We start from the raw sequence: 13,619 nt of genomic DNA, 5'->3' as shown, positions 1-13,619 counted from the left end.
CCGTTATCTATAACGTACTTTATGAAAAGTGTAATCAGTGCTCTTTTAGTACTCTTGACCCTCACCACCTTTGGGCAAGTGCAAAATCACGCAAAATGGAATGTCGATTCCCCCAAAAAAGAGGTGAAAGTAGGAGACATTGTCGAGATTAAGTTCATTGCGGCTATCGACCCCACTTGGCATTTGTACTCGACCGAATTTGAGGTAAAAGATGGCCCCAATCCAACCGAGTTTAAATTCAAGCCCAACGATACGTATCAATTGGTGGGTAAAATCAAGCCCGTTGGATTTCACAACTTTTACGAAGAGGTTTGGGGAGGAAATACGAGCGTGGCAGAAGGCACAGGTTCTTTTGTACAAAAAGTAAAGATTCTCAAGGCCAACCCGCAAATCGAAGTAGCAGTTGATTATCAAACTTGCCAAAACGATGGGCTCTGCACCATGGGAAGTGCTGATTTTAAAATTACCGATATTAAAGTAGCGGCCGACGCAGCTGCAACGATTCAGCCTACGGCGGGCCAGCCAATAGAGCAAGTTACAGCAACCCCAACCAAAGACAGCAATACTGTTGCCGCAACACCAACTACCGCTGCTGAAGCAACGTCGGAGGCGGTTGCTGAATCTTCAGAAACCATCACTACCCCAGAGCCCGCCGAAGAAGAGTCGTTGTGGAGCTTCTTATTGGCTTGTTTCTTAGGCGGTTTGGCGTCTATTTTTATGCCGTGTATTTATCCAATCATGCCCATGACGGTGAGTTATTTTACCAAACAAGAGCACGGCACTAGCAAGGCTTTGTTGTATGGCCTTTCCATCGTTTCTATTTTTACCTTACTGGGTTTCTTAGTATCACGCATTGGAGGAGCACAAGCTGCCAACTTTATCAGTACCCACTGGGCACCCAACGCCATTTTCTTTGTGGTATTTATCTTATTTGGGTTGTCGTTTTTGGGGTTGTTCGAAATCGTTTTGCCAAGTTCATTTGTGAATAATGTCGATAAACAAGCCGATAAAGGCGGCCTTATCGGAATTTTCTTCATGGCCCTTACGCTTGTGGTGGTTTCATTTTCGTGTACGGCACCCATTGCAGGTTCGCTCCTTATTTTGGCCTCCAAAGGCAACGAAGTGATGCGTCCCGTGCTTGGGATGATTGCTTTCTCAATGCCTTTCGCCGTGGTGTTTACGGGCTTAGCTATGTTCCCGAAATTCTTGAAAAGCCTTCCTAAATCAGGTGGATGGCTCAACGAATTTAAGGTTGTGTTTGGCCTGTTGGAGTTTGCATTAGCACTCAAGTTTTTGAGCAACATAGACTTAGCTTACCGCTGGAATGTGCTTGACCGCGAAATTTTCCTCGCGATTTGGATTGTGCTATTTACCATCATTGGTTTTTATGTACTTGGCAAACTTCGCATGGACAAAGACTCTCCCGTGAAAGGAGTAACGATTCCGCGCTTGCTGATTTCATCTTCGACTTTCGCTTTTGTGGTTTATATGCTTCCAGGGATGTTTGGAGCGCCTCTTCGGGCATTGTCGGGCTGGTTGCCTCCAGAGCAAACCCAAGACTTTTTCTTGACCAACGCCGTTGGTGGAACAGGTACGGGAAGTACGGCCAAACTCGATCGCAGCAAACCTCACTTGCCACATGGCCTTGAAGGCTTTTTTGATTACGAACAAGCCTTAGCCCAAGCCAAAGCCGCAGGCAAACCGGTATTTGTTGATTTTACAGGTTTCAACTGCGCCAACTGCCGCAAAATGGAAGCCAACGTTTGGCCACAACCCGAAGTGCTAGATCGCCTCAAGAAAGAGTTTGTGATTGCTTCGCTTTACGTGGATGACAAAACCGAACTTCCTAAGGAACAACAGTTTGTATCAACTTACGATAAGCGCGAAAAAACAACCATCGGCGACAAGAACGCAGATTTGCAAATCACGAAGTTTAACAACAACGCTCAGCCTTTTTACTGCGTCATTAGTCCCGACGGTGAGCTACTCACCAAGCCCATTGGCTACGCAAGCACCGAAGAATTTGTGCAATTTCTCGATTCTGGACTTTCGAAGTTTAAGCGTTAAATAATCTAAAAACCGCTCGTTGATTACGAGCGGTTTTATTATTTTAGTAGCTTTGTGTAAAACATAAAAACCCCACTTGCCAAATAGTGGTCAGCATGGTTTAGTAAATAGAATCAAAGATTTAGACAACTGCAAGCGCCATGGAAATCAAAATCAATATTCCTAAAGGAAGCAGTTTAGAAGAAACTGTACGAAAAATGATGAGTGATAAAAACGAAATTCATCAAGAATTGAGTAAAGGCAACACATCTATCATTAACAAAAAGGGTCGCAAAATTGTTAGAATTTAGTTTCAAAGAACTGCCTGTTGACGCAAGAGTCTCTTCGACGATTTTATATTTTTTATCCAATTTCTTCGAAAATCATCAAAATGTGCTGATTTATGTTTGCGAGAGTATCGATAAAAAACAGTTTGCACGAAAAAGAGTCTTTGATAAATGGTTTATAAAATTCCGTACTACTGACCTCGAAAAGTACGATTTTTCGTTTTCATTAGACGATGTTGTTATTTTAGGCGCTGTTCTAATCCATAGAAATAACACCGAACGGGAGAACCTCTTAAATGCTTTCTTAGAAAGCTATCAAATGTACTCTGATTATAAATCATGAAACTATTAGATCGCTATATTCTTAAAAACTTTCTGATTACTTACGTTTTTACGGTGCTCATCACGTTGCTTATTATCTGCGTGATTGACTTCACTGAAAAAATCGACAACTTCCGTAAGTTCAACCCACCCGCGAGCGAGATTCTGTTTGACTATTACGCCAACCTGATTCCCTATTATGCCAACTACCTCAGTCCGTTGTTGGTATTTATTGCCACCGTTTTTTTTACTGCTAGAATGGCGGCTCGCACCGAAATCATTGCCATTTTTAGTAGTGGCGTGAGTTTTCTTCGGATGTTGGTTCCTTATTTTATTGGTTCGGCGATGTTGGCTTTGTTTACGTTTTACATGGTAGGGTGGGTGATTCCGCGGGCAAATAAAATCCGCTTAGGTTTTGAATACAAATACATTGAAGACCAATATTATTTCAATCAGCGCAACTTCCACATTAAAGTAGCTCCTAAACTGTATGCTTACCTTGAGAGTTACAACAACGCTTCGCTAACGGGGTATAAGTTTACGTTAGAACACATCGAAGGCAATCAACTGAAAGAAAAACTTACTTCTGACCGCATCGTTTGGGAGCCTAAAAAGAAAAAATGGACGGTTTACGACTATCGAATTCGGAAAATCGACGGCCTGACCGAAACCATTACCAAAGGGGTACAAATTGACACCACGCTCAACCTCAGCCCCAAAGACTTTGAAAATGATAAAAATCGCTTCGAGGAACTAACGCTGACCCAACTCAACGACTATATTGACCTTCTCCGACTACGCGGAGCCGACGGGGTCGAAACCTATTTGCTCGAAAAATACACCCGCTTTACGCACCCGTTTGCTTTCATCATACTGACCATCATTGGCGTCGTCGTATCAGCCCGAAAAAGCCGCCGTGGTTCAGGCTTGCAAATTGCGTTTGGGTTTATATTGGCCTTTGTCTATCTGTTGTTTTTTATGTTGGCCAAAGGAATTGCCGAATCGGGCACAATTCCTGCTATCGTGGCGGTATGGCTGCCTAATATCATTTTTGCAGCGATTGGTTTTGTGTTGTACAAGACATTACCGAGGTAAAAAATATTTTCATACTTTTGGTCAGTAAACTGCTCAAGTCATGCGAATCATTATTCGACTTAACTCAATCAACAAACCCCAATGAATAAGTTTTTTGTCCTGCTGTTGTGCTGCCTACTCGGCGCACTTTCACCGCTTATCGCACAACCCCCCGCCGCAAATTACCACGCCAATTCTCGTTTTGAACAAATGGGAACTGCCCTGCCAACCCCAAACACCTACCGCACCGCATCGGGAGCGCCAGGAAAGGAATATTGGCAAAACCGCGTTGATTATGACATCAAAGCCGAAATCGATGATGAAAAACAACGTCTTACGGGCTCAGAAGTAGTAACGTATTTCAACAACTCACCCGATGAGCTACGCTATTTGTGGATTCAGCTTGACCAGAATCTTTTTGCCAAAAACTCCATGGCCAATCAGACGCGGACGAGTTCTATCAACGAAAAGGGAATGCCTGCTACGTCCATGACTCGTTCGATGATTGACAAGGATTACGGTCATAAAATTACGGCCGTAAAAGACCCTAAGACGGGCCAAGCCCTCCGTTATCGCATCAACGAAACCATGATGCGTATCGACCTTAACGCTCCTATTCGCTCAGGACAATCAATCAGTTTTCAAATTGACTGGAACTTCAACATCACCGATTTCCGCTTTGCCCAAGGTGCTCGCGGTGGCGCTGAGTTTTTTGCCAAAGATGGCAACTTCATTTACGAAATCGCTCAGTGGTTCCCGCGTGCTTGCGTCTATGACGACGTAAACGGCTGGCAAAACAAGCAGTTTTTGGGTCAAGGCGAGTTTACCTTGCCATTCGGAAATTACAAAGTAGCGATTACTGTCCCTAATGACCACATCGTAGGTGCGAGTGGTGAGCTTCAAAACGCTTCACAAATTCTTTCATCGGAGCAATTGAAGCGCTTAGAAAAAGCGCGCGCCACGTTCGATAAGCCTGTTTTGGTTGTCAGCCAAGACGAAGCGACTAAAAACGAAGCCAACAAACCCAATGGTAAAAAGACTTGGGTATTCAAAGCTGACAATGTCCGTGACTTTGCTTTTGCAAGTAGCCGTAAGTTTATCTGGGATGCCATGAACGTAGAACTCAACGGCAAAAAAGTACTTGCCATGTCGTTTTATCCCAAAGAAGCCAATCCGCTTTGGGGACAATATTCAACCATGTTGGTGGCGCACACAGTAAAAACCTACTCAAAATTCACGTTCGACTATCCATATCCAGTTGCGCAGTCGGTACACGGCCCCGTGGGAGGAATGGAATACCCGATGATTTCATTCAACGGAGCCCGCCCCGATGCTGACGGAACGTATTCAGAAGGTATCAAAAACTTTTTGATTCAGGTAGTTATCCACGAAGTAGGGCACAATTGGTTCCCTATGATTGTGAACTCTGACGAGCGCCAATGGTCGTGGATGGACGAAGGCTTAAACTCGTTTATGGAGTATCTGACGACCAAAGAATGGGATCGCAACCTTGGTGGCGACGTAGCTGAACCTCAAAATATCACCGAATACATGCGTACCGAGCAAAGCAAGCAGGTACCTATCATGTCGAGCTCAGACAACATCATGGGCTTTGGCCCAAATGCCTACACCAAACCTGCGACGGGCTTAAACATTTTGCGCGAAACCGTCATGGGACGCGAATTGTTTGATTATGCCTTCAAAGAATACGCCAACCGTTGGAAGTTTAAGCACCCAACTCCTGCCGATTTCTTCCGTACGATGGAAGATGCGTCAGGCGTGGATTTGGATTGGTTCTGGAAAGGCTGGTTCTATGGTACCGAACCCGTTGACCAAGATTTGGTGGAAGTAGAATGGTTTGCCTTAGACACACAAAACCCTGAAATCACGAAGGCAGAACAGCGAGCAACCGCCAACAGTAAACGCGAAACCGTTGCTCGTCAGCGCGATAAAGATTTTATCAAAGAATCGGTGGTAGAGAAAAATCCTGATATGAAGGATTTCTACAATTCGTACGACCCGTACGCAGTGACGGAAGCCGACAAGAAAAAATACGAAACCTACTTGGCAAGCTTAACACCAGACGAGCGCAAATTGGTAGAGTCAGGGATGAATTTCTATACGTTGAAAGTGAAGAACAAAGGTGGTTTGCCAATGCCTGTGATTGTGAAGATGCAATTTGAAGATGGTACGGATTCGGTAGCACGCTTCCCAGCGGAAATCTGGCGTTTGAACGACCAACAAGTATCGAAAGTTATTACCACGAAAAAGAAAGTGGTACAATGGACATTAGACCCATTCCGTGAGATTGCCGACATCGACGAAGAGAGCAACAGCTTCCCACGTCAGCCGACGCAACCAACGCGTTTCCAACTATTCAAAGGGGGTGGTTTCCAACGTGGAGGCTCTAACCCAATGCGTGAAGCTCAGCAAGCTCAACCGCCGAAGGCAGGTCAGCAGGGTGGCGCTAAAAACGAGTAATTTTTTACCCATCAATCATACATAAACGAATGTCACAAAGAGTAAACCTCTCCACTGGAGCCCCTTGGGAAGCTATTATTGGCTATTCCCGCGCAGTACGTATCGGCAACATTATTGAAGTCACGGGTACAGTTGCTGCCGACGAAAATGGCCCCGTAGCCGTCGGAGACGCCTATGGCCAAACCAAATTTATCATTGAAAAAATCGAGAAAGTGCTCGTTCAAGCAGGAGCTTCACTCAAAGATGTCGTAAGAACGCGTCTTTTTGTGACGGACATTGCGCAATGGGAAACGTACGGAAGGGCACACGGAGAGTTTTTTGGAGAGATTCGTCCTTGTACGACAATGGTTGAAATCAGCAAACTCATTGCTCCCGAATACCTTATTGAAATCGAAGTAACGGCTATTTTACAAGAAGCCTAAGGGTCAACCTCCCGAAAGTTTTGAACCTCCCGAAAGTTCAAAACTTTCGGGAGGTTTTTTTTACTAGATATATTGATTTCCAAGCGCTTTGGCATCGGCTACAAAATCCCGCACGCGCTGTTCTTCGTCGATTTTACAAATCATAAGTACCCCGTCGTTTTCTGCGACAATGTACCCTTCTAATCCCTGCACCACCACTAGCTTATCTTTCGGCGTTTTAATGATGCAATTTTTAGTATCGTAAAGCATCAGTTTACCGTCTGCCGCGTTTCGTTCTTCATCTTTGGTCGAAATATCGTACATCGACTTCCAAGTTCCCAAATCGGACCAGCCCAAATCGCTCAAAACAACAAATACATTTTCTGCTTTTTCCATGATACCAAAGTCAATGGAAATATTTTTGCAAAGCATGTACGCTTTTTCAATAAACCCTTTTTCAGCGTCGGTATAATAATCGCTTTTCCCTTCGGCAAACACCTCCGCTACCTCAGGCAAGTGCGCTTCAAATGCCTTGATAATCGAACGCACACCCCAAATAAAAATCCCTGCATTCCAGACAAAATCACCACTTTCCAAAAACTTAACGGCGATTTCTAGTTGCGGTTTTTCGGTAAATGTCTTCACTTTTTTCACCAACCCCTCCGAAGGCAAATACTGAATGTAGCCATAGCCTGTGTCGGGGCGCGTAGGTTGAATACCCAGCGTAATCAGTACCTCACTTTGGGATGCCACGTCGAGGGCCAATCTGACTTTTTCTTTGAATACTTCTTCTTTCAGGATAATGTGATCAGCAGGAGCGACAACCACCGTTGCTTGCGGGTCTTTGGCCGCGATTTTGTAACACGCATACGCAATGCACGGCGCGGTGTTGCGGCGGTTGGGTTCAAGCAGGATTTGGTCATCACTCAAAAACGGCAACTGTGTTTTGACCAATTGATAATATTCAGTACTCGTAACGATGTAGATATTTTCATCGGGACAAACGCCCTCAAAGCGGCTTGCTGTTTGCTGAAGTAATGTTTTTCCCGTTCCTAGTACATCATGAAACTGTTTTGGGTTGTTGTTGCGGCTAAAAGGCCAGAAACGTGTTCCGACACCTCCTGCCATGATGATGACGTATGTATGTTGATTCATTAATCTAAAGTCAAAATAAGATGAATAGGTGTAATTGAAGTCGTTAGCGCGTTACTTCCCCGCATTCTTCCAATAATTTTCTATACGCAAAGCTACGTTTTCTCGGATGCTCTGCCAAAAAAGATTCATATCGGCGCTGTGCCAAACCTTGGTGCGTAACAAAAACCGCCCCTTGACGTAAGGCTTATGTATCCACAAAAGCCCTTGGTGGACTTGGGCATCGGCCAGCTGAGGCAGGAATGTAAACCGTAACCCAACGCCTCCTTTATTTAGACTTTTAGGGGCATATGTTTCGTCTAGTCGCCAAGTAAGAGGGTTGGTACAAACAGCCGTCGAAAAATGGTACGTTTGGTATTTTTCGGGGAAATAGTCGCGTAAATACGTATGCCAAGACGCAAAACCACCTACTTCTTCGGCAGAGCGCGCAGGTTTAATAAATTCAAACTCGTTGGGCTGCGCAGGTGGCCCTGCAATGTCACCTACGAGATACGCAAAAACGAGCTTTTGTTGGAGTGGTTTTCCGTCAAAAAACTCTTTGAGCAGGCGTTTTGCGTGTAACGTGCCTTGGCTGTGCGAAGCAATGACAATAGGGCGTCCATCTTGGTATTGTGCCAAATAATATTCAAACGCTTTTTTGACATCCGCGTAGGCCAAATCAAGTGCTTGCTGTCTATCTTCTTGGTTTGGGGTAACAAAAGAGTAATAATGCGCTTGCCGATAACGCGGCGCATAGACCCGACACGAACCATTAAAAACCGAAGCTTGGTTCAGGATTGTGGACTCATCCACCTTCTTATTCAGGGCCGCATCGTTGATATCCGCATTCCATTCAAAAGCTCCCTCTGCAGGTTTTTGAGTATAAATAGTGGGGTGAATAAAGAAGACATCCGCTTTGGCCTCAGCTTGTCCGTCTGCTAATCCTTGCGATTTTAGTGGCAAATTGTCGGCGGCATCTTTTTGGGTAGGCAGTGCTGCCCAGCTCGTTGTAAGCGAATAATCTGGCGCTTTAGGAGCCGTTCCAACACTGTACGAATTTCGCAAAATAACCTGTGCTTCTACGGCGGGATTTATACCAATTATTCCCGCAATTGTCCAAAATAAGCGTTTTTTCAAAAAGTCCATTTTGTATTTTTCAAATAATTATGCGTGCATAATAGTTTTATAATATGAATATACATGGTATAAATTGTAAATTATCTTTAAAAGAGCGAATATTACGCAGTAAAATTATCACAAGAGCAATCTAAAACCAATTAAAAACCTATGAGTAAATCACTACGTAATGCCGTGTTTTATTTAACGGCATGGTTAGTCAGTGCAGGTACGTTGCTGGCACAAACCAAATTATCGGGAAATATCACCGATGCAAATACGCGTGAAGGCTTAGTGGGAGTAAGTATTCAGGTAAAAGGAAAAGTAATTGGTACCATCACCGACTCCAAAGGCAATTTTTCTCTTACAACAAGCACTCCTACACCTTTTGCTTTGGTCGTGTCCTCAGTAGGATACGAAAGCCAAGAAATAGAAGTTACTGGCAACCGCTCCGACATCAAAGTTTCGCTCAAAGAGCAAGTAATGCTAGGCCAAGAAGTGGTGGTATCGGCATCGCGGGTGGAAGAAAGCGTAATGCAGTCTCCTGTGACAGTTGAAAAAATGGACATTCGGGGCATTCGAGATAATGCTTCGCCGTCATTTTATGATGGGTTAGCCACCATGAAAGGCGTTGACATGGCGACGCAAAGTTTGCTCTTTAAATCTATTAACATGCGTGGATTTGGTTCTACAGGAAACCCACGTACAGTTCAGATGATTGACGGGATGGATAACTCTGCACCTGGTCTTAACTTCCCAATCGACAACATCGTGGGGATGCCAGAGCTTGATGTAGAAAGCGTAGAAATACTTCCAGGAGCAGCTTCGGCACTTTACGGCCCTAACGCTCTCAATGGTTTAATTTTGATGAATAGCAAAAGCCCGTTTTTGTACCAAGGTTTGAGCGCAGCCGTAAAAACAGGAGTAATGTCGGCAAGCAATCGTACACAAGCGTCTTCTCCGTTTGGTGACGTTTCTATCCGTTATGCCAAAGCATTCAATAACAAAGTAGCTTTTAAGGTCAACCTTAGCTACATCCAAGCCAAAGACTGGCAATCAACCAACTACGACAATTTAAACCTAGGAGGGAATGCTGACCCACTCAGAGGTGCTGGTACAAAAACAGACTACGACGGAACCAACACCTACGGCGACGAAGTGCAAGCCAACATGCAAACCGTTGCCAACTCGCTTATTGCCGCCAAATTGTTACCTTCTACCGCGTTAGCGTTAATTCCCAATGCGAACGTGAGTCGTACGGGTCTTTTGGAAAATACCCTGGTAGATAACAACGTAAAAAGCTTCAAGTTTAATGGTGCACTTCACTACCGTATCTCTGAAAAAGTAGAAGCAGTTGGTCAAGTAAATTATGGTTTTGGAACGACGCTTTACACAGGGACTGGGAAATACTCGCTTCGTAATTTTAACTTGACGCAAGCTAAACTAGAGCTCCGTGGGGACAATTTTACCTTGAAAGGCTACACTACGCAAGAGCGTTCTGGAGATTCTTACACAGCTGGTTTGGCTGCGGTAGCTATGCTTAACGGAGTAAAACCTCATGCCAACTGGTTTGGTGAATACGTAGGCGCCTTTGCTACGGCACGTGGTGCTGGGATGGCCGAAGAACAAGCTCACATTTTGGCACGCCAAACGGCCGATAAAGGATTACCTGCCGCTGGAACTGCTGAATACAATACGCTTTTGGACAAATACAGAAATATGTCAATCGTTCAAGGTGGGGGAGGTTTCTTGGAAAAAACCAATATGTATCACCTTGAAGGCGTTTACAATTTCAAAAATCAACTCAAATTTATTGATTTGTTAGTAGGGGCCAACTACCGCATGTATCAACTCCGCTCTCAAGGAACACTTTTCGCTGACCTTAAAGATGGCCGTGATGGAACCATCCCTATCAACGAATATGGTGCTTTTGTACAAGCTGGTAAAAAACTTTTTGGTGACCACCTCAAGTTAAGTGCCTCGCTTCGTTACGATAAAAACCAAAACTTTGAAGGCCAGTTCTCGCCTCGCTTGTCGGCCGTAACAACTTTTGGGGATCAAAACATTCGCCTTTCTTACCAAACAGGTTTCCGTATTCCAACTACTCAAAACCAGTACATCGACCTACAAACACCTGGAGGAACCCTCATCGGAGGCTTGCCAGAGTTTGACAAACGCTATAACCTAAGTTCTGGTGTACTTCGCGAAACGCTGGTTGATTTCTCAATAAACCCAACCAAATACGTTACCCAAGCCATTATTGACCAAGCCAAAGCCTATGCTACCGCAGCGGTTACAGCTCAACTTGCCGCGATTCAAGCGGGTGTGACGACTGTTGTTCAAGCTCAAGTGACAGCGGCTGTTCAGGCTCAAGTGACAGCAGCTGTTCAAGCTGGCCAGATTCCCGCAGCTAATGCAGCAGCAGCAGTTCAGGCAGGGGTAGCTGCTCAAATGGCTACTGATGCAATTAAACAAACAATTGCAACCAACGTCCAAAACGAGGTAGTAAAACAAGTAACTGCCGTAACTACGCAAGTAGCTCCTGCTTTTGCTCTAGCAACTTTACCTAAATATCAAGCAAAGGCGCTTCGTCCAGAGCGTGTAAAATCGTTTGAAATTGGTTACAAGGGTCTCATTAATAAAAAATTGATGGTAGATGCTTCGTATTATTATAGCGTTTACCAAAACTTTATTGGGGGAGTAACAGTCGTAGTACCAACTGCGGCGGCGGCTCCTGGCTTACCAATTGCCTCGGGGCTAGCTAGTGGCAGCACCCGTGCAGGTTTCTCTCGCCCAGCCAACAGCGACAAAGACATCGTTGTAACTGGCTTTTCGATCGCACTTAACTACTCGCTTTCAAAAGGCTATTTTATGGGAGGAAACTTTGCCAATAACGTGTTGAAAGACTTTACTGCCACTCCTGAGCTTCCTTACTCTGGATTCAATACGCCTCAAAACCGCTTTAACGTCAATTTCGGCAAGCGTGCGGGTAGTGGTGAGAAATTTGGATTTAACATTGCCCTCAAGCATCAACAAGGATTCGTCTGGCAATCAAGCTTTGTCGTTCCTACAACCACAGGAGTACCTTTGTTCTCTAATACGGACGTTCCTTCTTTTACTAACTTAGATGCTCAAGTAAGCTACAAACTAGCTAGCTTCAAATCTCTTTTGAAAGTGGGTGGTACCAACATCGGTGGGAAGCCATACATCCAAGCCTATGGTAGCCCTTCTATCGGCTCGATGTACTACGTTTCATTGACTTTCGACGAGCTACTTAACAAGTAATATTCTCTCTAACAAACAAAAGCGGCTTCGGGGTAACTCGAAGCCGCTTTTGTTTGTTACCAATAACTTTCTATTTCCCAGTCAGTTTATTCACCAGCCAGCCCGTCATCCGTTCGTTTTGTTCGGGGTAGGTCCAGTGTCCTGTTTCAAGGGCTAAAAACAACTCTTTGGAAGCCGAAATAACGTTGTAGGACGCGTACATCGACGTTGGCGGGCAGGTTTCGTCGTTGAATCCCCACGAGTAATACCCTGGCACTTTGACTCTCCGCGCAAAATTTACGACGTCATAGTAACCAATCGTCGCGATTTTGTCGGGTTTATTACCAAACGCAATCGTGTTTTTATCAAAATAATGCGGCCACCCTCCCGCACGTCCTTTCAAGTATCCCGTCACATCTGACAACGCTGGATAAAACGCCCCTAACCACTTGACACGGTTATCTAACCCCGCCGTTACAATCGACAACGCCCCGCCTTGGCTTCCACCCGTCACAGCCAAATTTGAACCGTCGTATTGGGGTAAGCTCGTCAAGAAATCATTGGCACGCACGCAGCCTAAATAGACCCGCTTGTAATAAAAACGGTCGCGGTCGTCCATGTTATACGCCCAGTAACCATTAAAAGCCCCAGCCCCTAAATCGGTATAAACTGAAGGCTCCATCGTCACTGGAATGCCGTGAATACCTATTTGTAACGTAATGATTCCTTTTTCGGCATTGGCAATATCTCCGCCGTACGGGCGCACACCCGCACCTGGCACGTGAAGCAAGGCGGGATATTTTCCTTCTTTTTTGGGAACGCACAAAATCCCATAAAGGCGCGCACCCATTCGGAAGTTTTGAATATTTACGTGATACACATTTACTTTTTCCGTGCAGCGTTCGGGCAAAAGCGTCATTTTTGCATCCAAAGGAATTTTGGCCAAATCTGCTTTTGCGTTAGTCCAAAATGTATCAAAATCCGAGGGATTATCTACCGTCGGCTGAATACTCAGTGGGTCAAAGCCCGCCGTTGCCAGCCCTTTGTATTCTTTCCCTTCTATTTCCGCAAATGCGATACAGCGCAGAAAACCAGCCATTTTCATCGTACCAGCCTCTACCGTCAGCGAGCCTGTTGGGAGTGACAGGGTTTCTTTTTTTGTCGGCTCCATTTTTTCGGGGCCAACTTCGTAGCGAATACGGGCATTTTTTACCAAATTTCCATTTTGGAGGACAGAAATAGTAAACTTCACGTTTTCACCCGTTTTGTACGTCCAGTCGAAGTGATCGGGAGCCACCACCACTTTATAAAATCGTTCGGCGGGTTGGCCTAACGCCACCCAGCTCATCAGAAGGTAAAAGGATACAAAAATGGTCTTTTTCATGCGGAAAAAACTAAGTTTACAAATAAATTGAGATATAAAAAGAACGTTTTTATAAAAGAAAATCTACCTCTTTTTCTATGCACATTTCTGTATAAACCCGCTCTTAAAACATTC

The 13,619-nt window shown here is 44.8% G+C and carries 10 protein-coding genes; 7 read left to right on the top strand and 3 right to left on the bottom strand.

Annotation, left to right across the window (positions count from 1 at the left end; translation table 11 throughout):
• The first annotated feature begins 21 nt into the window (after positions 1-21).
• The 6 genes from AC23N5_RS16315 (at position 22) to AC23N5_RS16290 (ending at position 6,631) form a co-directional block, all read left to right on the top strand.
• Positions 22-2,067, top strand: coding sequence for a protein-disulfide reductase DsbD family protein (locus AC23N5_RS16315; RefSeq protein ID WP_487756393.1), 2,046 nt, complete (start codon positions 22-24; stop codon positions 2,065-2,067).
• A gap of 140 nt (positions 2,068-2,207) precedes the next feature.
• Complete coding sequence (locus tag AC23N5_RS16310; RefSeq protein WP_164490184.1) at positions 2,208-2,357, top strand: hypothetical protein; 150 nt, start codon at positions 2,208-2,210, stop codon at positions 2,355-2,357.
• Entirely contained in the window at positions 2,344-2,676 is a 333-nt protein-coding gene (locus AC23N5_RS16305) for a DUF6169 family protein (protein WP_487756392.1), read from the top strand. Before AC23N5_RS16310 ends, AC23N5_RS16305 begins: the two co-directional genes overlap by 14 nt.
• The gene (locus AC23N5_RS16300; protein WP_183974956.1) at positions 2,673-3,749 is read left to right on the top strand and encodes an LptF/LptG family permease; all 1,077 of its coding nucleotides are present in this window, start codon (positions 2,673-2,675) and stop codon (positions 3,747-3,749) included. Before AC23N5_RS16305 ends, AC23N5_RS16300 begins: the two co-directional genes overlap by 4 nt.
• Positions 3,750-3,830: 81 nt before the next feature.
• A complete protein-coding gene (locus AC23N5_RS16295) occupies positions 3,831-6,209 on the top strand; it encodes a M1 family metallopeptidase (RefSeq protein ID WP_487756391.1) in 2,379 nt (792 codons plus the stop codon).
• A 29-nt stretch (positions 6,210-6,238) separates the two neighbouring features.
• The gene (locus AC23N5_RS16290; RefSeq protein ID WP_028522434.1) at positions 6,239-6,631 is read left to right on the top strand and encodes a RidA family protein; all 393 of its coding nucleotides are present in this window, start codon (positions 6,239-6,241) and stop codon (positions 6,629-6,631) included.
• 63 nt (positions 6,632-6,694) lie between these two features.
• Here the strand turns inward: AC23N5_RS16290 and AC23N5_RS16285 are convergent, their stop codons facing one another.
• Together AC23N5_RS16285 and AC23N5_RS16280 are read right to left on the bottom strand one after the other, a co-directional pair.
• Positions 6,695-7,765 carry a mannose-1-phosphate guanylyltransferase gene (locus AC23N5_RS16285; RefSeq protein ID WP_487756390.1) on the bottom strand — a complete coding sequence of 357 codons (1,071 nt, stop codon included), beginning with the start codon at positions 7,763-7,765 and terminating at the stop codon, positions 6,695-6,697.
• 51 nt (positions 7,766-7,816) lie between these two features.
• On the bottom strand, positions 7,817-8,878 hold the full coding sequence (locus AC23N5_RS16280; RefSeq protein ID WP_487756389.1) for a DUF3089 domain-containing protein: 1,062 nt from the start codon (positions 8,876-8,878) through the stop codon (positions 7,817-7,819).
• Between the two features lie 150 nt (positions 8,879-9,028).
• On the opposite strand from AC23N5_RS16280, the gene AC23N5_RS16275 reads away from it, so the two are divergent.
• Positions 9,029-12,142 carry a TonB-dependent receptor gene (locus tag AC23N5_RS16275; RefSeq protein WP_487756388.1) on the top strand — a complete coding sequence of 1,038 codons (3,114 nt, stop codon included), beginning with the start codon at positions 9,029-9,031 and terminating at the stop codon, positions 12,140-12,142.
• A 70-nt stretch (positions 12,143-12,212) separates the two neighbouring features.
• Here AC23N5_RS16275 and AC23N5_RS16270 read toward each other — a convergent pair whose 3' ends face one another.
• Positions 12,213-13,505, bottom strand: coding sequence for an acetylxylan esterase (locus tag AC23N5_RS16270; RefSeq protein ID WP_183978928.1), 1,293 nt, complete (start codon positions 13,503-13,505; stop codon positions 12,213-12,215).
• Positions 13,506-13,619: the final 114 nt, after the last annotated feature.

Source organism: Runella sp. R5_40 (assembly GCF_057652295.1).
The sequence above is the reverse complement of the archived record's forward strand: the minus strand, read 5'-3'. Positions and strand labels throughout refer to the sequence as shown.

Excerpts from the sequence above, each read along its gene's own strand:
- AC23N5_RS16315 (WP_487756393.1), top strand. The coding sequence starts at position 22 with ATGAAAAGTGTAATCAGTGCTCTTTTAGTACTCTTGACCCTCACCACC.
- AC23N5_RS16310 (WP_164490184.1), top strand. The coding sequence starts at position 2,208 with ATGGAAATCAAAATCAATATTCCTAAAGGAAGCAGTTTAGAAGAAACT.
- AC23N5_RS16300 (WP_183974956.1), top strand. The coding sequence starts at position 2,673 with ATGAAACTATTAGATCGCTATATTCTTAAAAACTTTCTGATTACTTAC.
- AC23N5_RS16295 (WP_487756391.1), top strand. The coding sequence starts at position 3,831 with ATGAATAAGTTTTTTGTCCTGCTGTTGTGCTGCCTACTCGGCGCACTT.
- AC23N5_RS16290 (WP_028522434.1), top strand. The coding sequence starts at position 6,239 with ATGTCACAAAGAGTAAACCTCTCCACTGGAGCCCCTTGGGAAGCTATT.
- AC23N5_RS16285 (WP_487756390.1), bottom strand. The coding sequence starts at position 7,765 with ATGAATCAACATACATACGTCATCATCATGGCAGGAGGTGTCGGAACA.
- AC23N5_RS16275 (WP_487756388.1), top strand. The coding sequence starts at position 9,029 with ATGAGTAAATCACTACGTAATGCCGTGTTTTATTTAACGGCATGGTTA.
- AC23N5_RS16270 (WP_183978928.1), bottom strand. The coding sequence starts at position 13,505 with ATGAAAAAGACCATTTTTGTATCCTTTTACCTTCTGATGAGCTGGGTG.